Annotated in this window: 22 protein-coding genes and 1 tRNA gene; 13 read left to right on the top strand and 10 right to left on the bottom strand. The window is 72.7% G+C overall.

From position 1 onward, the window contains the following. The first annotated feature begins 7 nt into the window (after positions 1 to 7). The 3 genes from ABT369_RS38100 (at position 8) to ABT369_RS38090 (ending at position 1,873) form a co-directional block, all read left to right on the top strand. The gene (locus ABT369_RS38100) at positions 8 to 982 is read left to right on the top strand and encodes a sigma-70 family RNA polymerase sigma factor (protein WP_350619743.1); all 975 of its coding nucleotides are present in this window, start codon (positions 8 to 10) and stop codon (positions 980 to 982) included. A gap of 71 nt (positions 983 to 1,053) precedes the next feature. Continuing rightward, a complete protein-coding gene (locus ABT369_RS38095; protein WP_350619742.1) occupies positions 1,054 to 1,653 on the top strand; it encodes a DedA family protein in 600 nt (199 codons plus the stop codon). A gap of 25 nt (positions 1,654 to 1,678) precedes the next feature. Further along, positions 1,679 to 1,873: a CsbD family protein gene (locus tag ABT369_RS38090; RefSeq protein WP_350619741.1), complete on the top strand. Its 195-nt coding sequence runs from the start codon at positions 1,679 to 1,681 to the stop codon at positions 1,871 to 1,873. Positions 1,874 to 1,928: 55 nt separating this feature from the next. Here the strand turns inward: ABT369_RS38090 and ABT369_RS38085 are convergent, their stop codons facing one another. The 6 genes from ABT369_RS38085 to ABT369_RS38060 all read right to left on the bottom strand — a co-directional run bounded on the left by ABT369_RS38085 (position 1,929) and on the right by ABT369_RS38060 (position 8,355). Then, positions 1,929 to 2,351 carry an SPW repeat domain-containing protein gene (locus ABT369_RS38085; protein WP_350619739.1) on the bottom strand — a complete coding sequence of 141 codons (423 nt, stop codon included), beginning with the start codon at positions 2,349 to 2,351 and terminating at the stop codon, positions 1,929 to 1,931. 36 nt (positions 2,352 to 2,387) lie between these two features. Next, positions 2,388 to 3,998, bottom strand: coding sequence for a glycoside hydrolase family 10-like protein (locus tag ABT369_RS38080; RefSeq protein ID WP_350619737.1), 1,611 nt, complete (start codon positions 3,996 to 3,998; stop codon positions 2,388 to 2,390). A 58-nt stretch (positions 3,999 to 4,056) separates the two neighbouring features. After that, positions 4,057 to 5,256, bottom strand: a complete 1,200-nt coding sequence (locus ABT369_RS38075; RefSeq protein WP_350619735.1) for a DUF4407 domain-containing protein — start codon at positions 5,254 to 5,256, stop codon at positions 4,057 to 4,059. Between the two features lie 109 nt (positions 5,257 to 5,365). Further along, on the bottom strand, positions 5,366 to 5,896 hold the full coding sequence (locus tag ABT369_RS38070) for a GNAT family N-acetyltransferase (protein WP_350619733.1): 531 nt from the start codon (positions 5,894 to 5,896) through the stop codon (positions 5,366 to 5,368). Positions 5,897 to 5,983: 87 nt separating this feature from the next. Further along, positions 5,984 to 7,204: a hypothetical protein gene (locus tag ABT369_RS38065; protein WP_350619730.1), complete on the bottom strand. Its 1,221-nt coding sequence runs from the start codon at positions 7,202 to 7,204 to the stop codon at positions 5,984 to 5,986. Between the two features lie 5 nt (positions 7,205 to 7,209). After that, on the bottom strand, positions 7,210 to 8,355 hold the full coding sequence (locus ABT369_RS38060; protein WP_350619728.1) for a helix-turn-helix domain-containing protein: 1,146 nt from the start codon (positions 8,353 to 8,355) through the stop codon (positions 7,210 to 7,212). Between the two features lie 307 nt (positions 8,356 to 8,662). On the opposite strand from ABT369_RS38060, the gene ABT369_RS38055 reads away from it, so the two are divergent. The 4 genes from ABT369_RS38055 to ABT369_RS38040 all read left to right on the top strand — a co-directional run bounded on the left by ABT369_RS38055 (position 8,663) and on the right by ABT369_RS38040 (position 13,333). Next, positions 8,663 to 8,992, top strand: coding sequence for a hypothetical protein (locus ABT369_RS38055; protein ID WP_350619726.1), 330 nt, complete (start codon positions 8,663 to 8,665; stop codon positions 8,990 to 8,992). A gap of 163 nt (positions 8,993 to 9,155) precedes the next feature. After that, the gene (locus ABT369_RS38050) at positions 9,156 to 10,625 is read left to right on the top strand and encodes a glutamate-cysteine ligase family protein (RefSeq protein ID WP_350619723.1); all 1,470 of its coding nucleotides are present in this window, start codon (positions 9,156 to 9,158) and stop codon (positions 10,623 to 10,625) included. After that, entirely contained in the window at positions 10,619 to 11,338 is a 720-nt protein-coding gene (locus ABT369_RS38045) for an enoyl-CoA hydratase/isomerase family protein (RefSeq protein ID WP_350619720.1), read from the top strand. Before ABT369_RS38050 ends, ABT369_RS38045 begins: the two co-directional genes overlap by 7 nt. A 63-nt stretch (positions 11,339 to 11,401) precedes the next feature. Further along, positions 11,402 to 13,333 (top strand): ArnT family glycosyltransferase, encoded by a 1,932-nt coding sequence (locus ABT369_RS38040; RefSeq protein WP_350619718.1) that lies wholly within the window; start codon positions 11,402 to 11,404, stop codon positions 13,331 to 13,333. Positions 13,334 to 13,387: 54 nt separating this feature from the next. Here the strand turns inward: ABT369_RS38040 and ABT369_RS38035 are convergent, their stop codons facing one another. Together ABT369_RS38035 and ABT369_RS38030 are read right to left on the bottom strand one after the other, a co-directional pair. Beyond that, positions 13,388 to 14,125: a CPBP family intramembrane glutamic endopeptidase gene (locus ABT369_RS38035; protein ID WP_350619715.1), complete on the bottom strand. Its 738-nt coding sequence runs from the start codon at positions 14,123 to 14,125 to the stop codon at positions 13,388 to 13,390. A 71-nt stretch (positions 14,126 to 14,196) separates the two neighbouring features. Beyond that, positions 14,197 to 14,535, bottom strand: a complete 339-nt coding sequence (locus ABT369_RS38030; RefSeq protein ID WP_350619713.1) for a winged helix-turn-helix transcriptional regulator — start codon at positions 14,533 to 14,535, stop codon at positions 14,197 to 14,199. A 48-nt stretch (positions 14,536 to 14,583) separates the two neighbouring features. Between ABT369_RS38030 and ABT369_RS38025 the strand changes: the two genes are divergently transcribed. Beyond that, positions 14,584 to 15,378 carry an SDR family NAD(P)-dependent oxidoreductase gene (locus tag ABT369_RS38025; RefSeq protein WP_350619711.1) on the top strand — a complete coding sequence of 265 codons (795 nt, stop codon included), beginning with the start codon at positions 14,584 to 14,586 and terminating at the stop codon, positions 15,376 to 15,378. A gap of 60 nt (positions 15,379 to 15,438) precedes the next feature. After that, complete coding sequence (locus ABT369_RS38020; protein WP_350619709.1) at positions 15,439 to 18,144, top strand: lamin tail domain-containing protein; 2,706 nt, start codon at positions 15,439 to 15,441, stop codon at positions 18,142 to 18,144. 723 nt (positions 18,145 to 18,867) lie between these two features. On the opposite strand, the gene ABT369_RS38015 is transcribed toward ABT369_RS38020, so the two are convergent. Beyond that, a tRNA-Arg gene (locus ABT369_RS38015) sits at positions 18,868 to 18,940 on the bottom strand. A gap of 110 nt (positions 18,941 to 19,050) precedes the next feature. On the opposite strand from ABT369_RS38015, the gene ABT369_RS38010 reads away from it, so the two are divergent. Together ABT369_RS38010 and ABT369_RS38005 are read left to right on the top strand one after the other, a co-directional pair. Then, positions 19,051 to 19,554, top strand: a complete 504-nt coding sequence (locus tag ABT369_RS38010) for a SigE family RNA polymerase sigma factor (RefSeq protein WP_350619706.1) — start codon at positions 19,051 to 19,053, stop codon at positions 19,552 to 19,554. 1 nt (position 19,555) lies between these two features. Further along, a complete protein-coding gene (locus ABT369_RS38005; RefSeq protein ID WP_350619704.1) occupies positions 19,556 to 20,698 on the top strand; it encodes a hypothetical protein in 1,143 nt (380 codons plus the stop codon). Here the strand turns inward: ABT369_RS38005 and nhaA are convergent. Continuing rightward, positions 20,652 to 22,559, bottom strand: a complete 1,908-nt coding sequence (gene nhaA, locus ABT369_RS38000; RefSeq protein ID WP_350619702.1) for a Na+/H+ antiporter NhaA — start codon at positions 22,557 to 22,559, stop codon at positions 20,652 to 20,654. The genes ABT369_RS38005 and nhaA overlap by 47 nt on opposite strands. 26 nt (positions 22,560 to 22,585) lie before the next feature. Here nhaA and ABT369_RS37995 point away from each other — a divergent pair, with 26 nt between their 5' ends. Both ABT369_RS37995 and ABT369_RS37990 read left to right on the top strand, forming a co-directional pair. Further along, positions 22,586 to 23,215 carry a response regulator gene (locus tag ABT369_RS37995; RefSeq protein WP_350619699.1) on the top strand — a complete coding sequence of 210 codons (630 nt, stop codon included), beginning with the start codon at positions 22,586 to 22,588 and terminating at the stop codon, positions 23,213 to 23,215. Further along, positions 23,212 to 24,261 (top strand): sensor histidine kinase, encoded by a 1,050-nt coding sequence (locus tag ABT369_RS37990; protein WP_350619697.1) that lies wholly within the window; start codon positions 23,212 to 23,214, stop codon positions 24,259 to 24,261. Before ABT369_RS37995 ends, ABT369_RS37990 begins: the two co-directional genes overlap by 4 nt. The last annotated feature ends 2 nt before the right edge of the window (positions 24,262 to 24,263 follow it).

Raw genomic sequence — 24,263 nt, 5'->3', positions numbered from 1 at the left:
GGCTCGCATGGACCTGAGCGAAATCGAGCCGCACCGGCGGGAGCTGGAGCTGCACTGCTACCGGATGCTCGGCTCCTATCACGAGGCCGAGGACCTGGTGCAGGAGACGTTCCTGCGCGCCTGGAAGGGCTGGGACGCGTTCCAGGGGCGCTCGTCGGTGCGGGCGTGGCTCTACCGCATCGCCACCAACGCATGCCTCGACGTGCTCAAGAGCGCCCAGCGCCGCATCCTGCCGATGGACCTCGGGCCGCCGTCCGGCCCCGGCGACGACCGGCCCCCGCGCGCCGACGTCGCCTGGCTGGAGCCGCTGCCGGACCGGGTGCTCGACGCCGACCCGGAGACGCGCGCGGTCGCCCGGGAGACGGTGGAGCTCGCGTTCCTGGCCGCGTTGCAGCACCTGCCGCCGCGGCAGCGGGCCGTGCTCATCGCGCGGGACGTGCTCGGCTGGTCGGCGGCCGAGACCGCGCAGCTGCTCGACATCACGGCCCCGGCGGCCAACAGCGCCCTGCAACGGGCCCGGGCGACCCTCCGCGAGCGACTGCCGGAGCGCGGCGACGACTGGACGCCCGACCGCGCGCCCGACCCGGACGAGCAGGAGGTGCTGCGGCGCTACGTCGACGCGTTCCAGCGCGCCGACGTGCGGGCCATGGCGCGGCTGCTCGCCGACGAGGCGCGCGCGGTGATGCCGCCGCTGCCGATGTGGTACCTCGGCCGGGACGCCATCGCCGCCACGCTCGCGCAGAGCGTCCCGCCCGGCTCGCCGTTCCACGTCGGTCGGGTCCGCGCCGAGCTCACCCGCGCCAACCGCGACCCGGCGATGGTCGTCTACCACACGCCGCCGGGCGAGACGGTGGAGCGCCCCTTCGCCGTCGGGGTCATCCGCGTCGAGGGCGGCCTGATCACGGAGCTGACCGCCTTCCACGACCCGCGCGTGTTCGAGTCCTTCGTGGCCAAGGACGCACTGGGCCGCCTCCGGGGGTAGGGGAAACCCCCCTGCCGTTCGGCGGGTTGGCACCGCTGATTTCGCGGCCCCCGGACGGCAGGGTTGGTGGCATGGAAGCGATGGCCGGCTGGGCTTACCTGGTGATCTTCGTGCTGCTCGTGCTGGACTGCCTGATCCCGGCGGTACCGGCGGAGACGAGCGTGATCGCGGGCGGGGCGCTTGCCGCGAGCGGGCACCTGCACCTGGCCGTCGTGCTGCTCTCCTCGATCACCGCGGTGTTCGTCGGCGACGTGCTCATGCACGAGGTGGCCCGGCGCGGCGGGCGGCGCCTGGTCGAGCGGCTCCTGCGCGGCGAGCGCTCCTGGAAGGCCGTCGGCTGGGTCTCGCGGCTGCTCGACCGGCACGGCGGCGCGATCGTCGCCGGTGGCCGGTTCGTGCCCCTCGGGCGCACCACGGTCGCCCTGGTGAGCGGCTACGCGCAGTTCCCGCGGCGGCGCCTGCTGCCCGCCCTGGCCGTCGGTGCGGTGTTGTGGAGCGTGTACATCGCCGGCCTGGGCTATCTCGGCGGGAACGTCTTCACCGACAACCCGCTCGCGGCCGCGGGGCTGGGGATCGCGCTGTCGTTCACCGTGACGGGCGTGACGACGCTGGCGCGGCGGCTGCGTTTGCGGGCGCGCCAAGGCGGGCAACCAGTTATCAGCAAGGCGTGACCGGAAAACGTGGAAGGGATGTGCAATGAGTTTCACGGACAAGGTCGAGCACAAGGCCGACGAGTTCAAGGGTGCCGCCAAGGAGAAGTACGGCGACATGACCGACAACGAGCGACTTCAGGCCGAGGGCGCCGCTGAGCGCGCCGCCGCGAAGGCCAAGCAGGCCGGTGACCACGTGAAGGACGCCGGGCGCAACGTGGCCGACGCGTTCGACCGCTGATCGCACTCGCGACGGAGGATGGGCCGCCCCGACTCGGGGCGGCCCGCCTGCGTTTTCAGGAGCGTTCCTCGGGGCCGAACGCGGCACACGTGAGGATGAGCAGGCCCACGGCGACGTCGTTGGCGGCGGAGGCCGACCAGCCGAACCGCAGCACCAGCGGCGCGGCGAGCACCCAGCCGGCCAGCCCGCCGATGATCGGGGTGAACCCGGCCGCGCTCGGCTTGAGCAGCCGGATCAGGGTCGCGACGGCCAGCGCGATGCCGGTCACCGTGTCGCTCCAGAAGATGTCGTAGCGGCCCGCCCCGATGTAACCGAACGGCACCGCCGACACCACCAGCCACACCGCCGCCAGGAAGACGATGGTCAGCGGCAGGGTCCGCGTCGTGCGGGCGGCGGCGGGCCGCTCGGGCGCCGCGACCGGATCCAGGCGGATGTGCGCCGGCGTCGTGAAGTCCTGTTCCGAGATGAAGCTGCTCATGGCCGACAGCCTTCGGGGCGGCCGGATGAGCGGTGATCACCCCGCCGGAGGGCTTTCGTTCCAGGAGCGGTCGAGCGCGGTGACGCAGTACGTGCCCTTGGGGCCGGTGAACTCCCCGTCGCCGCCGCGCCGGGTGGCGACCAGTTTGGCCGCGCCGCCGTCGACCCGGTAGACCGCCGCGGAGACGCCCTGGCCCTTCCAGGTCAGCTTCACGTTGTCGCCGTCGGCCGCGGTGGACAGGGCGGGTGCGGCCGGGGCCTTGTTCGGCAGCCACTTCATGAGCGGCGGCAGCGCGGGCGTGTTGTAGAAGTCGCCGGCGTACTTCGAGACGGAGCCGAGCGCGTCCGCCCGCAGGTTCTTGGCGCTGAAGTGGACGCTGCCGGTGACCTGGGCGTACTTGCGGTTCAGGGCGAGCTGGCGGTCGAGTTCGGTGGGGTCGGACCACGGGCCGGCCTGCCCGACGCGGTAGTCGGCCTGCCCGATGTACAGCTGCACCCTCGTGTCCTTGACGACGTCGACCCACCAGGGCACGAGCTTCGCGTAGTCGGCGACGTCGAAGCCGATGTTCCAGTAGAGCTGCGGCACGATGTAGTCGAGCCACTGCTCGCGCACCCACTTGCGGGTGTCGGCGTAGATGTCGTCGTAGCTCTGCAGGCCGCGGGTCGGCGAACCGGCCGGGTCGGTGCCGTTGTTGCGCCAGATGCCGAAGGGGCTGATACCGAACTTCACCCACGGCTTGAGCTGCTTGATCCGCTGGCCCATCTCCTTGACCAGCAGGTTCACGTTCTCGCGGCGCCAGTCGGGCTTGCTCTTGCCGCCGCCGTACTGCCGGTACGCCGCGTCGTCGGGGTAGTCCTGCTTGCCGACCGGGTACTGGTAGAAGAAGTCGTCGAAGTGCACGCCGTCGACGTCGTACTTCTGCACCGCCTCCAGCATCGAGTCCTCGACGAACTTGCGCGCCTCGGGGATGCCCGGGTTGAAGTGCAGGCGGCTGCCGGTGGTGCCCACCGACGGGTAGACCACCGCCCACTCCGGGTGCTTGCGCAGCGGGTGGTCGGGGGCGAGCGCGTTGATGTCCGGGCCGGCTCCGGAGGGCGCGGGCTGGCTGCCCCGGTAGGGGTTGAACCAGGCGTGGAACTCGAGATCGCGCCGGTGCGTCTCGTCGATCATCCACTGCATCAGGTCGAAGCCGGGGCCCTGGCCGCGAACCCCGGTGATCCACTCCGACCAGGGCGCGAAGTCGGACGGCCACAGCGCGTCGCCGCTGGGCCGGACGTGCACGAAGACCGCGTTGAGGTTGCGCCGCTGGGCGAGGTCCAGCCAGCCGAGGTACTCCTGCTTGACCTGGTCCGCGGGCAGCCCCGGCCGGCTGGGCCAGTCGATGTTCTCGACCGTGGTGATCCAGACGCCGCGCAGCTCCCGGGGCGCGCTCAGCGGGACGCCGCCGCAGCGGGACGCGCGCGGGTCGGTGGCGCGGTCGGCCCGGTCCGCGGCGCGGTCGATCCGGTCCGTGGAGGGCGTGCCGGCCGAGGCGTTGATGGCGTCGTCCCAGACCATGCGGGCCAGCCCGACGCCGCCCAGGAGCACCAGGACGAGGCCGATGACGAGCGGCAGCACCGACGTGCGGGCGGGCAGGCGGTTCTGCACCGGCCCAGTCTGCCCGGAGGGCGGGGGCCGAAGGCAAGTCATCGGGGCAACTTCTGCCCTAACGGACCAGTCGGGACTGGTCCTCCAGTTCCGCCATCAACCGCTCGGTGGCCCGGCTCACAGCGGCGTCCATGAGCCGCCGCTCGGTCACCACGGTCTCGAGGCCTTCCCCGGCCAGGCCCTGCGCCCGGTCGGTGACCAGCAGCTCCTGCTCGTGACGGCGGGTCTCGGAGAGCTCCTTGCGCCGCGCCTCGCGGGCCTCGGTGCGCTCGTAGCCGTTGCCGTGCGAGACGAGCTTGAGCCAGACCGCGGCGCAGTCCAGGCAGACCAGCAGCGCGGCGACGCCGAGATAGAAGAAGCCGAAGCCCCAGAAGTCGCTGGTCACCAGGTGCCACATCGCGGTCGTGCGGGCCCCGAAGCCGGCCCCGGCCTCCACCGAGGTCCGGTTTGCCGTGCGCTGCTCGGCGATCTGCGCGAGCAGCGACTTCACCTGGTCGGCCCGGGACTGCCGGCCCGGCTCCTGACCGGCGCGCAGCGTCGCGGCCTCGCCGTCGAGGCGGGTGGCCTCGTCCATGAGCGTGCGGGACTGCTGCACGAGCGTGTCGCAGTAGCCGCCGGCCGGGCAGCCGGCCCGCCGGGTCACGCCGCCGGCGCGGGAGTCGGCCAGCGCCTGGTCGTAGATCGACGCGGACTCCTTGCGCTTGTCCGCGGCGAGCTGGTGCAGGTCGGCCACGGCCTTGTCGTCGGCGGCGTCCTGGGCCCGCAGCGCGTCGACCTGGCGCTGGAAGGTGGCGATGGCGCCGCTCTGCTCGAGCCGGGTGAGCTGCTGGTTGTGCACGGTGCCGAGGTACGCGTCGATCTCGCCCTTGTACCGGGCCAGCATGAGCGGCTCGGTGATCACCACGGCGAACAGCAGCGCGAGCAGGATGCGCCCGGCGTAGAGCCCGAACGTGCGCCGACGCAGCAGCTGGTGCGGGTCGGCCGAGTCCAGCTGTTCGAAGTTCACCGCGACGCGCCCGACCACGGCCCGGTCGTAGGCGATGACCGCCAGCGCGACCGGCGGCCCGACCAGCCACTGCCACCACGGGTGCGCGTAGTTCGTGGACGCGTCGACGAAGCTCGCCGCGCCGACGATCGCGTACACGCCGTACAGCAGGATGAAGACCCCGATGGAGCTGTAGAGCGCCCGATCGGTGTGGGTCCGCACGCTCGCCGGGTTGACGTTCGCGACTCTCAGAAGCGCGGATCCCCCTGCCATGCTAGCGACGGTACGCGAGGATAAGTCGCATTTATGGCCGTTTGACGAAACGGCAAGGTCACCTCCGACCCGATGGAGGTCGGCTACAACGCGGTCCACCGTCCGTGCGTCAGCTGCTCACGGCCTGAAGGCTCTTGATCATGATGAGGCAGGGTTCGGTACCGACACTGCGGACGCCCTCGTCGTCGTACTCGACGACGAGGGCGTTGATCCGGCCGCGGCCCCAGTCCGCGTATCCCAGCCGCTCGTAGCGGCTGTAGGCGGCCCGGTCGCCGGGCCGGACGCCGAGCACGATCCGGTGCCGCTGACGGGCGCGGGCCTCGGACTCGGCGGCCTGGATGATGGCGGTGCCCACGCCGTTGCCGCGATAGTCCGGCGCGACCTCCACGTGTGAGAGCACCGGCACCTTGGGCAGCCACTCACGAAGCTGCCACTCCTCGGCCGGGGCAAGGCGCAGGAACGCGCTGCCGACCACCGCCGCCGCGCGCTCCGCCACGAGCAGGATGCCCAGACCGGGCTGGCGGGCGAGGCGCTGGGCGAAGTAGTGGGACTGCTTGTGGACGGCGACGAGCCCGGGCAGGTCGTCGGGGCGAGCCGGGCGCACCAGCACGGCCCCCGCGTCGGCCGTCGCACCGCTCAACGCCGGACCCCACCTCAAGCGCCGTGGTTGCCAGTCGGCGCCGCTGCCTCAGGCGTATTGGAGGAGGCCAATCATAGTCCGCGATCTCTACCTGCGGGTAACCGCCAGCTTCCGCTCCCGGGCCTCGTCCGCGGCGTCGAGCCGCTTGCGCTGCTGGCGGAGCCGCGGCTCGCGCGGCGCCGGGCCCGTGCGGTTGAGCCTGATCGCGGCCGATCGACGGAGCCCGAAGTAGCCGACCGCGCCGTGGATTCCGAGGTCGACGCCGGTGTTGTCCATCGCCCGGCGCCAGACGGTCTGGTCGCGTTCCCAGGCGCGCAGGAAGCGGGCACACCCGTGCGGCTCGATGAGGAACGAGCGGCCCCGGGCGGCCTTGAGCGCGATGATCATGTTGTCGCGCCGCTCGCCCGGCTCGGTCGCCTCGGCCCGGCGCAGCAGGTCGGTGATGAGGCGGCGGCGGACCTGCAGGAAGTCGACCCAGTAGCCGGGGCGCAGCGCGTCTTCGAGCTTGCCGTGGCTCAGCGCGGCGAAGACCCCCTCGGCGAGGGTGTCGCCGAGCTCCTCGCCGCGCGCCCGGTCCGGGTTGACGAACGGGTCGTACCACTGCTGCAACGCCCGGCCCGTGCGCGCGACCGGGCGGATGCCGGCCTCGTCGAGCAGGAAGAACCAGTCCTCGTTGTAGATGTTGGGGAAGTACGCCCCGTCGTTGCGGTCCACGGGCACGAGCAGCGCCCCGCCGCCGACGAAGGTGCCCTGCTTGTCGCCGAGCTCGCGCCGGGCGTGGCAGACCACCGAGTTGTCCCACATGCCACCGATGTGCAGCCCGACGGCGGCGTGGGTGGGCAGCCGGTCGGCGGCCCGGCGCAGGTCGAGCGCGTCGGGCACGGTGATGTCGTCGTCGAGGAACATCACCTGCCGCCAGCCGATGGCCCGGGACAGCATGAGCGCGAGGTTGCGCTTCATGCTCACGTCGGTGCCCCGGCGGAACGGGGTGCGGTCGAGCAGGCCGGCGGTCTCCAGCGCCGGCATCCGCTTCGGCACGCTGTCGACGTCGATCGCCACGACGTCGGCGACGATGCCGTTGTCCTCGATCTCCCGGACGATCGCATCCGCGCGGGCCTTGCGGCTGGCCAGCACCATCAGCGGCGCGTTGAGCTCCTCGGCCAGGCCGGCGGCGTGCACGAGCGACGAGGGCGGGCGGGCGCTCGGCACCACGATCGCGTCGAGCCGCCGACCCCCGGGGCCGGGCGTGTCGCCGGTGGACAGCAGGCCCTCGTGGTCGAGGAGCTGCTCCTCGGTGGTTGCGCCCATCCCGTTCACCCCGCGTCCGGCCACTCGTGGAACCTGTTGCGCGCAACGGTCCAGTCAGGGGTCAAGGTCTCTCCCGCGAAAACGGTGACGCGGAACAGGAGGCTGTAGCTGACGGCCTCGCCGAAGCGCTTGGTGAGGTAGTCCTCGTTGCGGTTGCGGAAGCTGCGATCGGTCAGCGCGCGCACTGCCCCGTAGGTGCCACGGCCAAACATGCCGTTGCACAAGGTCACGGTGCGCTTGACGTTCATGGGGCTCGGGCCGCGGAAGAAGTAGGCCACGTCCTCGAGCAGTGTGCGGGCGCCGGTCTCCTCGTCGACCTCGACGACGGGCGCGTAGCGGCGGCCGCCGACCTCGAAGTAGCCGTTGTCCTCCTCGGCGCTGCGGGCGTGCTGACGCACGGGCAGGTCGGCGAAGGCCTGGACGAGCTCGCGGGTGACCGGGTTGAAGTCGATGCCGCCGAGCAGGACCAGGTGGCTGTGGTAGTCGTCGGCGAGCAGCCGGTCGTGGGTGCGGATGCGCACGTCGGCGGTGGGGTTGACGGCCCGGATGTGGCCGAACAGCTCGATCACGCTGTCGGCGTCGGCATACGTGTAGGCGCGCACGTAGTCCGGGTCGCTCTTGTGCGCGTAGGGCATCCGCTCGCGCAGGTCCTCGGGCAGCCGCGCGCACACGATGACGATGCGCTTGGCGTCGGGGCCGAAGTACCACGTCCCGCCGCCGATGGTGTCACCCGGGCCGAGCGGGATCTCGCCGCCGTCGCGGAGCACCGCCTGCGGGTTCGCCGCCGCGGGCGCCCCGGTGTCGCTGGGTTCCGGGGTGCGCAGCCGCGCGAGCGCCGCGTGGATGGCGTCCTCGTTACTGCGCTCCTCGTCGGTGAGCTCGTCCTCGTCGAGCAGCCGCGCGGGGTCGGAGTCGATCGAGCGGCGGGTGGCGAAGAAGCGCGCGTAGCCGGCGAGGCGGCCCTCGGGCGGTGTGACCGGAGTGCGCTCGTGCTCCCACGAGGAGATGACGGACAGACTCAGCGGCTTGGCGCCGCCCAGGGCTTCGGCGATCTGGCGCTGGGTGACCTGAAGTTGCGGCCAGTGGCGCTTGCGAAGGTCGCGAAGGTACCGCGCCAACGCGCGGTTCGGTGGGGTTTCGCTCGGCTGCACCGTCTCACCTTCATTCGCCGAACTTCGGTCGACTGATGAGTATACGGGGACCGCAAACCGGCGGGCCACGGGATAAGCCCGTCGTTTCGGATGGTGGGAGGCATACAGAGGGATCGCTTGAAAGCTTGTGCGGGGGATGCCCTGCGCCTACCGTGTCTGGTAGGGAGGTGAACTTCACCGAAGTGCAGAAGATCGGACGAAGTCCAGAAGAAGACACTCCACAGAAGACCAGGCTCGTGGCGCCCTCTCCCGGCAAGGACCAGGCACCACGGGCCCGTCGGAACCGATTCCTGAGGAGGAATGGCTCATGTCCAACCTAACGCGCCGCGAGCACCGAGTAAACAATCGCCGTGTTGCGATTGGGTTCTGGGCGTGCAACACCGTCCTGGCGCTCGGCGGCTGTGCGACCGACCCCGGCTCGGGCGCCGGCGGGGGCAACCCGGTCTACCCCGCGCTGACCGTGGTGGCCTTCGTGGCCGCGATCTACCTGCTCAAGAACTGGCTGACCTCGGCGCGGGAGGTGGCCCGCAACGAGTGGAACCTGGCCCTGGCCAAGGTGCGGGCGGCGGTGTGGTCGACCCTGCTCGGCGCGGTGCTCTTCGCCGGCGTGATCTTCCTGGTGCTGAGCACCCACTGAAGCGACGAACGAACTTCACCGAAGTCCAGGGCGGCCGTCCCCCGACGACCGCCCTTCCCAGGGACCCCGCCCGCTGGCGGCGCTGACCGGACAGGCAGGAGTAAAAAAGCGCGCATCGTGGTATGCCAGAGGGCACGGCTTCCCCACGCGGAGGTGCACCCCCATGGGCAAGGACGTCGAGTCGACCGTGTTCAGCCGGGAAGACCGGATGCGGTACCGCGACAAGGTCCGCCGCTGCCTGGACGCGTTCGCCCGGATGCTCGCCGAGAACCCGTTCGAGGCCGGCGAAGGCATGAGCGGCCTCGAGATCGAGCTCAACCTCGTCGACGAGCACTACGATCCCGCGCTGCGCAATCAGCGCGTGCTCGACACGCTCGCCGACCCGGCGTTCGTGACCGAGCTCGGCCAGTTCAACATCGAGATCAACGTGCCGCCGCAGCGGCTCGCCGGGGACGGGCTGGCCCGGTTCGAGGCTCAGGTGCGGGAGAGCCTCAACGCGGCCGAGGAGCATGCGGCCCAGGTCGACACCCGGCTCGCGATGATCGGGATCCTGCCGACGCTGCGCCGCGACCTGCTCACGCCCGACGTGCTGTCGGCCAATCCGCGGTACGCGCTGCTGAACGAGCAGATCTTCGCGGCCCGCGGCGAGGATCTCATGATCGCCATCGACGGGGTCGAGCGGCTGCACGTGCGGTGCGACTCGATCGCGCCCGAGGCGGCCTGCACCAGCGTGCAGTTCCATCTCCAGGTGGCGCCGCAGCAGTTCGCGTCGTACTGGAACGCGGCCCAGGCCATCGCGGCCGTGCAGGTGGCGCTCGGGGCGAACTCGCCCTACCTGTTCGGCCAGGAGCTGTGGCGCGAGACCCGCATCCCGCTGTTCGAGCAGGCCACCGACACGCGCGCGGAGGAGCTCAAGAGCCAGGGCGTGCGGCCGCGGGTCTGGTTCGGGGAGCGCTGGGTCACCTCGATCTTCGATCTGTTCGAGGAGAACGTGCGGTACTTCCCCGCCCTCCTGCCCATCTGCGAGGACGAGGACCCCCTCGACGCCCTCGAGCGCGGCGAGGCGCCGCGGCTGGGCGAGCTCAAGCTGCACAACGGCACGATCTACCGCTGGAACCGGCCCATCTACGACGTCGTCGACGGCCGGCCCCACGTGCGGGTCGAGAACCGGGTGCTCCCGGCGGGCCCGACGGTCGTGGACAGCATGGCCAACGCGGCGTTCTACTTCGGCCTCGTGCACCGGCTCGCGAGCCAGGACCGGCCGGTGTGGACCCAGATGTCGTTCGGCGCGGCCGAGGAGAACTTCCACACCGCCGCGCGCCTGGGCATCGAGTCCTCGGTGTTCTGGCCGGGCCTGGGCTCGGTCCCGGTGACCGAGCTCGTGCTGCGCCGGCTGCTGCCGCTGGCCTACGAGGGCCTCGACGACTGGGGCGTCGACCCGCACCACCGCGACCGGCTGCTCGGCATCATCGAGCACCGCTGCCTCGCCCAGCGCAACGGCGCCGCCTGGCTGGTCGAGGCCGCGCACGCGATCGAGGGCAGCGGCCCGGTGCAGCGGGACGACACCATGCGCAAGCTGCTCGCGGAGTACCTTCCGAGGATGCATTCGAACATCCCCGTGCACGAATGGTGAGCGGCGAGCTCGTCCTGACCCAGGACGGACCGCTCGCCACCCTCGTGATCACCAACCCGGCCAAGCGCAACGCGATGAGCGCCGCGATGTGGACCGCCCTGCCCGAGATCCTCGACACGCTCGCCAAGGACGACTCGGTGCGCGTGCTGGTGCTGGCCGGGGCCGGGGGCACGTTCTGCGCGGGAGCCGACCTCACCGAGGCCGCGGCGATCGCCCGGGCCGGCGACGACAGCGTGGCGGTCGCGGCCGAGCGGGCCCTCGCGGACTTCCCGCGGCCGACGATCGCGCGCATCGACGGCTTCTGCGTCGGCGGGGGCTGCCAGCTGGCCGTCGCCTGCGATCTGCGGGTCGCGGGCGAGTCGGCGCGCTTCGGGGTCACGCCGGCCAAGCTCGGCATCGTGTACCCGCCGGTGCCGACCCGCCGCCTGGCCGCGCTCGTCGGCCCGGCCCGCGCGAAGCTGCTGCTCTACACCGCGGACCTGTTCGACGCGCGGGCCGCCGAGCGCTGGGGCCTGGCCGACCTCGTGGTCCCGGACGGCACCCTGGCGGCGACCGTCGACGACCTCGCCGCGACGATCGCCTCCCGCTCCCGGCTCACCCTGCGCGCCGCGAAGGCCGTCCTGGGCGGTCTGCCGGTTCCGGAGCAGGACGAGGCCGAGATGGCGGAGGGCATCGGCGCCTTCCGGGAGCGCCGGGCGCCGAGCTGGACCTGACTCACAGCCGGCCCACAGCTTCTCCCCACGCCGCCGGAAGGGTCGGGCCGCAGCGTAAGGGGCATGACAACCACGCTGACCCCGCCGGCCGCGCCCCCGGCGCCCGCCGCGGCCCGGGCCGAGACGCGGGCCGGCGATCCCGTCTGGGTGCGGCCCGCGCTCGTGCTCCTGCTGCTCGCCACCGGCGGGCTGTACCTGTGGAACCTCAGCGCGTCCGGCTGGGGCAACGCGTTCTACGCGGCCGCGGCCCAGGCCGGCGGCGAGAGCTGGAAGGCGTGGTTCTTCGGCTCCTCGGACGCCTCGAACTTCATCACGGTCGACAAGACGCCGGCCGCCCTCTGGGTCACCGGTCTCGCGGTGCGGATCTTCGGGCTCAGCTCGTGGAGCGTCCTCGCCCCGCAGGCGCTGATCGGGGTCGCGACCGTCTGGCTGCTGTACCTCACCGTGCGCCGCTGGCACGGCCCGGCCGCCGGCCTGCTCGCCGGGGCGGTGCTCGCGACCACGCCGGTCGCCACCCTGATGTTCCGGTTCAACAACCCGGACGCGCTGCTCATGCTGCTGCTGGTCGCGGGCGTCTACGGCATGCTGCGGGCGATCGAGCGCGGCAGCACGTGGTGGCTGGTCTTCGCCGGCTCCGCGGTCGGCTTCGGGTTCCTGACGAAGATGCTGCAGGCGCTGCTCGTGGTGCCCGCGTTCGGCCTGGCCTATCTGCTCTTCGCCCCGACCGGGTGGGTGCGCCGGCTGGTGCAGCTGCTCGTGGCGGGCGCGGCGGTCATCGTCTCGGCGGGCTGGTGGGTGGCGGTCGTGTCGCTCACCCCGGCGTCGTGGCGGCCCTTCGTCGGCGGCTCGCAGACCAACTCGATTCTGGAGCTCACCCTCGGGTACAACGGCTTCGGCCGGCTCACCGGCAACGAGACCGGCAGCGTCGGTGGCGGTGGCGGCGGCGCCGGCGGCGGCTGGGGTGAGACCGGCTGGTCGCGCCTGCTCGACGGGCAGACCGGCGGCCAGGCGTCCTGGCTGCTCCCGGCGGCGCTGATCCTCACCGTCGCGGGCCTGGTCTGGTCGGCGCGCAAGGCCGCCTACGTGCTGTGGGGCGGCTGGCTGGTCACCACCGCGCTCGTGTTCAGCTACATGCAGGGCATCTTCCACGACTACTACACGGTGGCCCTGGCCCCGGCGATCGGCGCGCTGGTCGGCATGGGAGCGGCGACCCTGTGGCGGCGGCGCTCCGACCTGTACGCCCTGCTGGTGCTCGGCGCCTCCGTGGCGGTGACCGCCGTGTGGTCGTACATCCTGCTCAACCGCGCGACCGACTTCCACCCGTGGCTGCGCGTCGCCGTGCTCGCCACCGGGGCCCTGGGCGCGGCCGGCATCCTGCTCAGCCAGCAGCTCGGCCGCGGCCTGCGCCTGGCCGCCGCGGCCCTGGCCCTGTTCGCGGTCCTGGGCGGCCCGGTCGTCTACTCGCTGAACACGGCCGCGACCGCGCACACCGGCTCGATCGTCACCGCCGGCCCGGCGGTCGCGGGCGGCAACGGCTTCGGCGGCGGGGGCCGCGGCTTCCCCGGCGGCGGGGGCGGCACCTTCGGCGGTGGCTTCACCGGCGGGGGCCGCGGCATGGGCGGCGGCGGCATGGGCGGCCTGCTCAACGCCACGACCCCGAGCTCCGAGGTGGTCGCCGCGCTGCGGCAGGACAGCGCCAAGTACGCCTGGGTGGCCGCGGCGGTCGGCTCCAACAACGCCTCGGGCTACCAGCTGGCGACCGAGCTGCCGGTGATGGCGATCGGCGGGTTCAACGGCAGCGACCCGGCGCCGAGCCTCGCGCAGTTCCAGCAGTACGTGCGGGAGGGCAAGATCCACTACTTCATCGGCGGCTCGGGGCTCGGCGGGCGCAGCAACGGCGGGAGCAGCGTGAGCGCGGAGATCGCGGCCTGGGTCGAGGCCAACTACACCGCCACCACGATCGGCAACACCACCCTCTTCGACCTCACGAGCTGAACCCCCCTCCCAACCGCGAAGCCCCGCCGGGACCCCCGCCCGGCGGGGCTTCGCCTATCGGAGCACCGCGGCCAGCGCCAGCAGGATCGCGAGGCTGTTGGTGAGGCAGTGGGCGGCGATGCTGATCCGCACGCTGCGCACCCGCAGCATCACGGCGATGAGCAGGAGCTGGGCCGCGAAGACGAAGAGGAACCGCTCGGGCTGCCAGTAGTGCTGGGCCGCGAACAGGCCGGCCGAGGTGACGACCGCGAGGGCGCCGCGGACGGGGAGTCGCGGCAGGAGGTACGCGCGGAAGTACAGCTCCTCCACCGCCGGGTTCACGAGCCCGTCCACGGCCAGGGCGAACAGCAGCGTGGCGACCATGGTCGAGACCGGGAACGCGCCGGAGTCCGGGGGCGGCAGCCACGCCGCCGGGTAGACGTCGAGGATGCGGTGCTCCAGGGGCGCGAGCAGGATGACCAGGCCGAAGGCCATCGCGATCAGGCAGGGCAGGATCGTGAGGTACAGCCGCAGCGGCAGCCTCCGCCGGAACGCCAGGATGCCGGGCAGGCCGCGCCAGGACCAGCCGGCCGCGCGCAGCAGCAGGCCGAGCTCGATCGGGGTCAGCACGAACGCGAAGGCCAGGGTGAGCGCGAACTGCGGCGGCAGATGCCAGGCCCGCACGACCGGCCCGAGCGCGAGCGCGGCCGCGAAGGTCACGGCGGCCGGGAGCAGGTGCAACGCGAGGACCGCGGGCCAACTCAGCCTGGTCCGGGGTGCGGCCCCGGCTCGGGTCAGGACGGTCGTCGTCATAGACGTGACGCTATGGAATCGCGTGCGGCCGGCCCATCCCGCTGGGCGGAGTCTTCGGGGTAGTGCAGGCCCTACCGTCCGCTGTTGGTGACCGCCCAGTCGATCAGGGGCGTCAGCGAGTCCATGAGGGCCGCACCCCTCGGGCTCAGCCGGTACTCCACCGAGGGCGGCACGGTCGGGAACACCGTCCGCTCGACCAGCCCGTCGGCCTCGAGCGTCCGCAGGGTGCGCGTGAGCATCCGCTGGCTGATGCCCTCGATCGCCCGGTGCAGCTCGTTGAAGCGGTAGGCCCGCCGCGCCAGCAACGAGAGCACCAGCAGCGTCCAGCGCTCCCCCATGCGGCGCACGATGCCGGTCACCGGGCAGGCGTCGTACTCGGCCACGGGCACACGGGTGTGCGTATCCAACATTGAAGTGCCTCCTTACGCGCCTGCCGCCAGCGTACTGAGATGGAGGGCATGAGCCCGAAAACTGTGGTGGTCGCCGGTGGGACCGACGGGATGGGGCGGGCGACCGCGCTCGCCCGGCACGAGCGCGGCGATCGTGTCCTGGTCATCGGCAGCAACGCGGAGAAGGGGCGCACGCTGCCGTCCGGCGTCGAGTTCCTGCCGGCCGACCTGAGCTCGGGCGCGGCCGTGCGGGAGGTGCTCGGCGAGCTGAACGCGAGGCTGACGTCGCTCGACGCGCTCGTGTTGTGCGCCAACCGGGTCAGTCCGGCGCGGCGGGAGACGGCGGAGGGGCTCGAGTACACCTTCGCCCTGTACTTCCTGGCCCGCCATCGCCTCGCCGAGGGCCTGCGCCCGGTGCTGGAGGCGGCGCCGCGGCCGGTCATCGTGAACGTCGGCGGGGTCGGCGTGACCAAGGGCGAGATCGCTTGGAACGACCTGCAGCTGCGGGCCGGCTACTCGATGGTGCGCGCCCAGTTGCAGGCGGGCCGGCTCAACGACCTGCTCGGCGCCGGGTACTCGGGCAAGGCGCGCTATGTGCTGTACCACCCGGGCTTCACCGACAGCGGGGACCGCACCCCGCTGAGCGCGCCGCTGCGGGTCGCGCTCGGCCTGCTCGCCCGCGTGGCCGCCCGCCCGGTCGCCGAGTCGGCCGCCCCGATCGTGGCGCTCGTCGACGACCCGCCCGCGGCCCAGCTCACGGCGCTGGACCGCGGCAGGACGCTGCCGCCGTCGCTGCCGACCCTCGACCCGGCCGCGGCCGCGCGCCTGCGGGCGGTGGTGGACGGCCTCCACCGAACGGCCTGACCTTCGGGCCGTTCGCGCACCGTTCACGCGGGGTTAGCGCTGGTACCCGACGCTGCGCTCGTGCGCACCAAACTCCTCTTGCTCGCCGCGGCGCCGCTGCTGCTGATCGGCCTGAGCGTGTCCGCCGCCCAGGCCGCCGACGCGCCGACCGTCCACATCAACGAGGTCGAGTCCAGCGGCGGTACGCCGGGCGACTGGGTCGAGCTGGTCAACACCGGCCCCGCCGCCGTGGACCTGTCCGGCTGGATCGTCAAGGACAACGACGACACGCACGTCTTCACGATCGCCGCCGGGACCACGATCGGCCCGGGCGCCTTCCTGCCGGTCGACGTGGAGAGCTCGTTCGGGCTGGGGGCGGCCGACTCCGCGCGGCTGTACCTGCCGGACGGCACGACGCTCGTCGACTCCTACTCGTGGACCGCGCACGCGGCCACCACCTACGGCCGCTGCCCCGACGGGTCGGGCGCGTTCGTGACGACCGCCTCGTCGACGCGCGGCGCGGCCAACGACTGCCGCGAGCCCGGCACGGCGACCGTGCGCGTCAACGAGGTCGAGTCCAACGGCGGCACCCCCGGCGACTGGATCGAGCTCACGAACACCGGCTCCGCCGCGGTGGACCTCTCCGGCTGGGTGCTCAAGGACAACGACGACACCCACGTCTTCACCATCGGGGCCGTGTCGATCCAGGGCGGCGCCTTCGTCGCGTTCGACGTCGAATCGGCCTTCGGGCTGGGCAGCGCCGACTCCGCGCGGCTGTTCACGGCGAGCGGGGCGCTGGTCGACTCCTACTCCTGGACCGCGCACGCGGCCACGACCTTCGGCCGCTGCCCCGACGGCACCGGCGACTTCGCCACCACGACGGCGAGCACGAAGGGCGCCGCCAACGCGTGCGCGGGCCAGACGCCGGCGCTGCCCTGGCCGGGCGGCTCCGCGGTGACGACGGTCGACGCCGCCAACGTCCTCGGCGGCAACATGAGCGGCCTGGCCTACGACGGTGCCTCGCTCTGGGCCGTCAAGAACGGACCGGGCACGTTGTACCGCCTGAGCTGGGACGGCACCCAGTGGAACCCGGCCGCGAGCTACGTGCTGCACTACCCGAACGGCACCGGCGACCCCGACGCCGAGGGCGTCACCCTCGCGAACGGGGCCGTCTACATCTCCACCGAGCGCGACAACAGCAACGGCGGCGTCAGCCGGCCCGCCGTCGAGCGCTTCGACCCGGCGACGGGCGCGATCACCCGGGAGTGGAACCTGACCGCGGACCTGCCGCCGGTCGCCGCGAACAGCGGCCTGGAGGGCATCACCTTCGTCCCGGATTCGTACCTGACGGCGAAGGGCTTCCGCGACGAGCACACGGGCGCGGCGTACAACCCCGCGACCTACCCGAACCACGGCGGCGGGCTGTTCCTCGTCGGGCTCGAGGCGAACGGGTCCATCTACGCGTACGCGCTGTCGGACGACGGGTCGTACACCCGGATCGCCACGATCGCGAGCGGCTTCGTGAGCGTGATGGACCTGCAGTACGAGCCGGAGACGGGCCCGATCTGGGCCGTGTGCGACGACACCTGCGGCGGCCGCACGGCCACGCTCGACGTCGACGCCTCGGGCAAGCTCGCGGTCACGAAGGTCTACGAGCGCCCGGCGGGCATGCCGAACTACAACAACGAGGGCTTCCAGATCGCGCCGCAGTCGGAGTGCGTGGCCGGCCAGAAGCGCGTCTGGTGGTCGGACGACACCAACGACGAGGGCCACGCGCTGCGGGCCGGCACCATCGCCTGCACGGTGCTCGACCCCGACGCGGACGACGACGGCATCTACGACGCGGTCGACCCGCACCCGAACACCGCGGGCGACGACTTCGCCGGCGGGCGCATCCTCGACCGGGCGGGCCGCACGGTCACGGTGTCGCCGGGCCTGACCTTCACGGTGGGCGCCGGCACCGCTGCGCTGCTCGTGCGCCTCGACGGCAGTGCCGCGACGATCGCCCTGGGCGCCGGCGTCTACTCGCTCTCCTCGTTCACGGTCGCGGTGACCTCGGGCGAGCCGGCCGTCGTGACCGTCTCCGTGAAGTCGCAGCCGATCCTGCTCACGGTCGCGGCCGGGGGCTCGGTCACGTACAACGAAACGCTCACCGGCATCTCCTCCACCGGCCCGGTCCAGGTCCGGGCCGCGAGCCAGCCGGCCTCGGCCTGCGCGGGGATCGCGGTGCAGAACGTCATCGTCGGCGCCACGGGCAACGACCGCCTGGCCGGCACCGCGGGCAACGACCTCATCCTGGGCCGCGGCGGCAACGACGTGGTCGAGGGCAACGGCGGCACGGACTGCATCACGACCGGCCCGGGCAACGACACCATCACCACGGCCGACGGCAACGACTGGATCGACGCCGGCGGCGGCAACAACGTGGTGAACGCGGCCGGCGGCGACAACACGGTCCTGACCGAGTCGGGCAACGACACCATCACCACCGGCGCGGGCAACGACCACATCGACGCGGGCGGCGGCAACAACGTGATCCGCGCCGGCGACGGCGACAACACGGTCCTGACCGAGTCCGGCAACGACACCATCACGACCGGCTCGGGCCGCGACACGATCGACTCCGGCAACGGCAACAACGTGATCTCCGCGGGCGCGGGCGACGACACGGTGACGTCGGGCAGCGGCAACGACACCGTGGACTGCGGGACGGGCACGGACGCCGCCCACCCGGGCCGCGGCAACAACACCAATTCCGGCGCGCGCTGCGAGTCCTTCACCGGCTGAACGGCCGCGCGCCCGACATAGAGAAACGGCCTCCGACCGGGTGTCGGGGGCCGTTTCGTCATCCCACCGATATGTCGGGCGCTCCGCGCCACGACATATCGGATTTTTCTCCTGACAGGGTGTAAGTCCGAAAAGTCGTGGCACGGAGTGCCCCGACTTTTCGATCAAGACCGCAACCAGCGCAACCACGCCGAACTCTGACGCCGCTCTTCCGCAGCGCCGCCGTGGAAGTCGCACGCAGCAACAGCGCCGCACCCGCGATCGGCCCGCCTTCCGCCAGGCCCGCGACCCACGGCCGCGCCGCACCAATCGACGCGCTCCGCGCGGCCGGTGATCGCAGAAACGCCGGCCCGCCGCCGCAGCCATCGGCAAGCGCCCCCGGCACCCACCGCCCACGGCGCGAACGCCACCCGAGAGGTGCCGGTGGACGAAGCCGCTACCCGGGAGCGAGCGAAGCGCCCCTGGCGCCACCACCCCGCCCCGCGACGCGAGCACCGGCCCCGGGAGGTGCGCGAGGGTGTAGCCCCCGCTGAGGGCGAGCGAAGCGAGCGCGAAGAACCCCCGAAGCGCCCCTGGCGCGACCACCGCTGACGACGCGAACGCCGGCCCCGGGGGGTGCGGGTGGGCGGAGCCCCCCGCTGGGGAGCGAGCGAAGCGAGCGCGAAGCCCCACCGAAGCCCCCGGCAAGCGGCCCCCGCCGCGAAGCAGGGGCCGCCGAAGAGGTGGCCCCGGCGCGAATCGAACGCGCGACACCCGCTTTAGGAGAGCGGTGCTCTATCCCCTGAGCTACGAGGCCGTTGTGCTGCTGCTCCGAGTCTAGGGGAACCATGGCATCGACCGAAATCGCGTATCCGTGCAACCTTGCCCCGGCCCCGCTCGTTTCAGTCCGACCGATGGGGGAGGGCGATGCGCGGACAGGTGCGGGACGAGTACGTCGAGTACGTCACGGGGCGGATCGCGCCGCTGCGGAGGCTTGCGTTCCTGCTGTGCGGCGATGAGCACCACGCCGACGACATCGTGCAGCTCACGATCGAGAAGCTCTACCGCCGCTGGGCACGGGTCAGTGGGATGGAGCACGTCGACCAGTACGTGCGGCAGATGCTCGTGCGCACGTTCCTCGACGAGCGGCGGCGGCCCTGGGCCCGGGTGCGGCTGTTCGACCGGGCGCCCGAGCCGGCGCCGGTGCCGGTCGACGGCGAGTCCGAGACCGCGCTGGCCGTGCGGGCGGCGCTCGCTCGGGTGCCGAAGCGGCAGCAGGCGGTGCTCGTCCTGCGGTACCTCTGCGATCTGCCCGTCGACGAGGTGGCCACGATCCTGAACTGCTCCCCCGGCACGGTGAAGAGCCAGTGCTCGCGCGGGCTGGCGGCCATGCGCCGGCTCGTCGGTGACGACCTGCAGAGGACGGTGTGAGATGGATGACGACGACCGGTTCGGGACCGATTTGCTGGCGCCCCTGCGGGCGGAGCCGCGCGGCCCGTCGGCCGTGGACGTGCGCCGGGCGGTGGTCCGGGGCGAGCGGCGGCAGGCCACGATCCGCGCGGCGGGCGCGGCCGCGGCGGTGCTCGTGGCGCTCGGCGGCGGCTGGGTGCTGACCGGCCCGCGCGCGTCCGGGCCGGCCCCGGGGCCGGCGGCGACCCCGGCCGGGCCGCCGGTGCCCAGCGCCTGCGTGCCGAAGGCGCTCGGCACCCCGCCCGAGTTCACGAAGATCGCGCAGGTGGACGGCGGGGACCCGACCGGGCGGTATCAGGTCGGGCTCGTCGCCAACGGCCAGACCGGCATCTGGGTGCTGTGGGATCGGGGCGAGGCGCACCCGCTCGACCCGCGGGCGCTGTACGCGGCGGACGTCAACGCGAACGGGGCGGTGGTCGGCACCAGCTGGGCCGACGAGAACCAGAAGGACGGCGTCGCCTGGACCGAGCGCGACGGCCGGTTCCAGGAGCTGGCCGGGGCGCACGCGACCGCGGCGGGCATCAACGACCGTGGTCAGATCGCCGGCACCGTCGCCGGCAAGCCGGTGACCTGGGCGAGCGCGGACTCTCCCCCGGTCGAGCTCGAGGTGCCGGCCCCCTACGACACGCCCGCGCGGGTGAACGGCATCGACGAGGACGGCACGGTGGTCGGCGGGCTGTTCCGGAACGGCTTCTACGTGCCGGTCGTGTGGACCTCGGACGGACGGTTCCAGGCGCTCACCGTGCCGCGGGGCGACGGGGTGTTCCCGAACCTGACCGCCGACGGCATCCGCAACGGCTGGGTGATCGGCCGCAGCGGTGACAAGACGGTGCGGTGGGACCTCCGGTCGGGGGCCCGGCCGACGCTGGTCTCCGGCGGGTACAACGCGATGGGGCCGAACTCGTCGGGCTGGCTGGTGTGGCAGGTCTTCCCGGGCGCGGAGCTGCGGGCGGGCGACGCCCGGATCTCGTTGCGGATGCCCGCGCAGACCTCCGGGACCTCGCTGATCCAGCCGAAGACGATCAGCGACGACGGGCGGACGATCGCGGGCGAGGTGCCTAACGATCAGAGCGGTTCGACGGCATACCTGTGGACGTGCCGATAAGGGCACGGGCCCGGGCCACCTTCACCGCCTCGGTGAGGGTGGCCAGGTCGTAGGCGCCGTAGTGGCGCTGGCCGTTGATGAAGAACGTGGGCGTGCCGCCGACACCGCTCAGGTCGGCGGACTCGACGTCCTGCGCGATCCGGGCCGTGTGCGCGTGGCGGATGAGGTCCTTGTGGAAGCGCTCGCGGTCCAGGCCGAGCTGCTCGGCGTACGCCACCAGCGCCATCGGCTTGAGCTCGTCCTGGTGGTCGAGCAGCAGGTCGTGCATGGGCCAGAAGGCGCCCTGCGCGGCCGCCGCCTCGGACGCCTCGGCCGCCAGCTGGGCCTGCGGGTGCACGTCGGTCAAAGGCAGGTGCCGCCACACGTACCGCAGGTCGGCGTCGGAGAGCAGTTCGCGCACCACGGGCTCGGCCTGGCCGCAGTACGGGCACTGGAAGTCGCCGTACTCCACGATCGTCACGGACGCGCCGGCCGCCCCGCGCACGTGGTCGACGCTCACGTCCACCGGCGGGATGAGGTCCACGAGCACCTCGGCCTCGCCCAGCAGGGCCCGGGCCCGGCGGTGCTTGGGCATGAGCGCCGTCACGCGGTACACCACCCAGGTGAGCAGCGACGCGAGCACCGCCGCCGCGAGCACGCCCAGCTTCGCCTCGGCGAGCGTGTCGCCCGTGAACGCCAGGCTGGCGATCAGCAGCGACACCGTGAAGCCGATGCCCGCGATCGTGCCGCTGCCGAGCACCGCCGCCCACCCGGCCCCGGGCCGCACCCGGCCGCCGGACAGGCGCGTGACCAGCCACGACGTGCTGACCACGGCGACCGGCTTGCCGACCACGTAGCCGGCGAGCACGCCGAGCGTCACCGGCGAGGTGAACGCCTTCGCCAGGAACGCCCCGTCGATCGGGATGCCGGCGTTGGCCAGGCCGAAGAGCGGGACGATCAGGTAGCTGCTCCACGGGTGGTACATCCGCTGCAAGCGGTCGTTCGGCGACAGCGTGCGCGTCAGGCCCAGTGACGCCGAGCGGGCCAGCTCCGCCGTCGGCTGCTCGCGGAAGAGCTTGAACAGCCCGCTCGCCGCCTCCAGCGCGCCCCGGGCCGGGGTGTACGCGGTCGCGGTGAGGCCGATGGCCAGACCGGCGACGACGGGGTCGACGCCGGAGCGCAGCAGCAGGTACCACAGCACAATGCAGAACGGCGCGTAGACGGCCCCCGAACGCACCCCGAGGGCGCGCAGACCGAGCAGCGCACCGAACACCGCCACGGCCAGGACCAGCGGCATCGCCGAGATGTGCTCGGAGTACGCCACGGCGATGACGATCAGTGCGACGAGGTCGTCGACGACGAACACGGTCAGCAGGAAGACCCGGGCCTGCTCGGGCACGCCCCGGCCGACGAGCGCCAGCAGGCCCAGCGCCAGCGCGGTGTCGGTCGACATCGCCACGCCCCAGCCGTGCGCGCCCGCGCCGCCGGCGTTGAACGCGAGGTAGATGCCGACCGGCAGCACCATGCCCGCGACCCCGGCCGCGAACGGCAGCAGGAACCGGCGCCGGTCGCGCAGGTCGCCCAGGTCCAGCTCGCGCCGCGCCTCCAGGCCGACGACGAGGAAGAACAGGGTCATGAGCCCGCTGTTGACCCAGGTCCGCAGATCGTGGGCGAGCTCCCAGCCGCCGACCTTGAGCGCGAGCTCGGTGCGCCAGAACCGCTCGTACCCCTCCGCGTCGACGTTGGCCCAGACCAGCGCGGCGACGATGGCGGCCACGAGCACTCCCGCGCTGCCGGACTCGGTCGCGATGAAGCTGCGCAGCGGTGCGGCGATGTCGCTGCGCCAGAGGGACTTGCCGCCTTCGGACGACGGGTCGGCCATATCGGCAAAGTCTAGGCTCAATGATCGTGGGCATTCGGGTGGTGATCGCCGACGACCAGGCGATGGTGCGCGACGGGCTGCGGCGCATCCTCGGGGCCGCGGGCGACATCGAGGTCGTGGGCGAGGCCGCCGACGGGGTCGAGGCGCTGGAGCTGGTGCGCGCCGAGCGGCCCGACGTGGCACTGGTCGACATCCGGATGCCCCGCATGGACGGGCTCACCCTCACTCGCGAGCTGGCCGGCGGCCCCACCCGGGTCGTGGTCGTGACGACGTTCGACCTCGACGAGTACGTGTACGCGGCCCTGCGCAACGGGGCGGCCGGCTTCCTGCTCAAGCGCTCCGGCCCGGCCCTGCTCACCGAGGCCGTCCGGGCCGCCGTCTCCGGCGAGAGCCTGATCAGCCCCGCGATCACCGTCAAGCTGCTGCGGCACCTGTCCGGCCCGCGCCCGGAGTCGCCGGAGCCGCTGACCGAGCGCGAGCTGGAGATCGCCGCGCACGTCGGGGCGGGCCGCACCAACGCCGAGATCGGCGCGGAGCTGTTCATCTCGGCCGGCACCGTGAAGACGCACGTCGCCGCGGTCCAGCGCAAGCTCGGGGTCCGCAACCGGGTGGGCATCGCGGTCTGGGCCTGGAACCACGGGGTCGTCGCGCCGTGAGGGCGCTCTGGCTGCTGCTGCTGCTGATCGTCCCGGTGCTGTGCGGGCTGCCGTTCACCCGCGCCGACGGCGTGCTCGTGAGCGTCGCGGCCATGCTCGCCGTGGCGGCGGCCGTGCGCCCCTCCCTCGCGCTCTGGGCGGCCGCGGTCTCGATCGCCGTGACCGCGATCTATCGGGGTCCGCCGCAGCCGCCGGGCCTCTGGTTCATCTTCGAGTTCACCCCGCTGCTCATCCTGCTGACGCGCACCGCCCGGGCGGGCCGGTGGGTCGCGGCCCTCGCCGCGCTCGCCGTCACCGTCCTGCCGCTGCGGGTCACCCTCCACCAGCCCAACCACCGGCTCGACGGATCCGTGCTGGTGGTCGCCACCGCGTTCGCGTGCGCCGTGGCCGCCGCCGGGCTCGGGCTCTTCCTGCGCGCCGGGGACGCACGGCGCGCCCGCGCCCTGGCCGCGGCCAAGCGCTCGCAGCGGCTGGAGCTGGCCCGGGACCTGCACGACCTCGTGGCGCACGAGGTCACCGGGATCGTGCTCGAGGCGCAGGCGGCCCGGGTCGCGCCGGCCGCGGACTCCTACGAGCGGATCGAGGCCGCGGGGCAGCGGGCGCTCGCGGCGATGGACGACATGGTGGCGGCCCTGCGCGACGACGCCGCGCCCGCGCGCCTGCCCGGCCTGGCCGACCTGCCCGGGGTCGTCTCGCGCTTCGGCCCGGCGGCGACGCTGTCGATAGCCCCGGGCGTCGAGCTGTCCGAGGCGGCGGGCAACGCGGCCTACCACGTGGTGATCGAGGCCCTGACGAACGCGCGCCGACACGCCAATGGCCAGGTGGCCATAGCACTGAACGAGAACACCTTGCTAACCGTAATTTCTGATATGTCCGAGATGTCGGACACGCGCCCGGCTGGCGGCCACGGGCTCGACGGGCTGCGCGAGCGAGTCGAGGCCGTGGGCGGGACGTTCAGCGCGGGACCGCGAGACGGCAAGTGGGTAGTCCGCGCCGATCTCTCCCGTTCGGCAGATGTGCGGGAGCGGGAGCGCCAGCAGCCTTGAGG

The organism is Dactylosporangium sp. NPDC000244, assembly GCF_040300725.1.
Taxonomy (GTDB): Bacteria; Actinomycetota; Actinomycetes; order Mycobacteriales; family Micromonosporaceae; genus Dactylosporangium.
Note: the sequence above shows the minus strand (reverse complement) of the source record. Positions and strands in the feature narration are given on the sequence as shown.

Excerpts from the sequence above, each read along its gene's own strand:
- ABT369_RS38100 (WP_350619743.1), top strand. The coding sequence starts at position 8 with ATGGACCTGAGCGAAATCGAGCCGCACCGGCGGGAGCTGGAGCTGCAC.
- ABT369_RS38095 (WP_350619742.1), top strand. The coding sequence starts at position 1,054 with ATGGAAGCGATGGCCGGCTGGGCTTACCTGGTGATCTTCGTGCTGCTC.
- ABT369_RS38090 (WP_350619741.1), top strand. The coding sequence starts at position 1,679 with ATGAGTTTCACGGACAAGGTCGAGCACAAGGCCGACGAGTTCAAGGGT.
- ABT369_RS38085 (WP_350619739.1), bottom strand. The coding sequence starts at position 2,351 with ATGAGCAGCTTCATCTCGGAACAGGACTTCACGACGCCGGCGCACATC.
- ABT369_RS38075 (WP_350619735.1), bottom strand. The coding sequence starts at position 5,256 with ATGGCAGGGGGATCCGCGCTTCTGAGAGTCGCGAACGTCAACCCGGCG.
- ABT369_RS38065 (WP_350619730.1), bottom strand. The coding sequence starts at position 7,204 with ATGGGCGCAACCACCGAGGAGCAGCTCCTCGACCACGAGGGCCTGCTG.
- ABT369_RS38055 (WP_350619726.1), top strand. The coding sequence starts at position 8,663 with ATGTCCAACCTAACGCGCCGCGAGCACCGAGTAAACAATCGCCGTGTT.
- ABT369_RS38050 (WP_350619723.1), top strand. The coding sequence starts at position 9,156 with ATGGGCAAGGACGTCGAGTCGACCGTGTTCAGCCGGGAAGACCGGATG.
- ABT369_RS38045 (WP_350619720.1), top strand. The coding sequence starts at position 10,619 with ATGGTGAGCGGCGAGCTCGTCCTGACCCAGGACGGACCGCTCGCCACC.
- ABT369_RS38040 (WP_350619718.1), top strand. The coding sequence starts at position 11,402 with ATGACAACCACGCTGACCCCGCCGGCCGCGCCCCCGGCGCCCGCCGCG.
- ABT369_RS38035 (WP_350619715.1), bottom strand. The coding sequence starts at position 14,125 with ATGACGACGACCGTCCTGACCCGAGCCGGGGCCGCACCCCGGACCAGG.
- ABT369_RS38030 (WP_350619713.1), bottom strand. The coding sequence starts at position 14,535 with ATGTTGGATACGCACACCCGTGTGCCCGTGGCCGAGTACGACGCCTGC.
- ABT369_RS38025 (WP_350619711.1), top strand. The coding sequence starts at position 14,584 with ATGAGCCCGAAAACTGTGGTGGTCGCCGGTGGGACCGACGGGATGGGG.
- ABT369_RS38010 (WP_350619706.1), top strand. The coding sequence starts at position 19,051 with ATGCGCGGACAGGTGCGGGACGAGTACGTCGAGTACGTCACGGGGCGG.
- ABT369_RS38005 (WP_350619704.1), top strand. The coding sequence starts at position 19,556 with ATGGATGACGACGACCGGTTCGGGACCGATTTGCTGGCGCCCCTGCGG.
- nhaA (WP_350619702.1), bottom strand. The coding sequence starts at position 22,559 with ATGGCCGACCCGTCGTCCGAAGGCGGCAAGTCCCTCTGGCGCAGCGAC.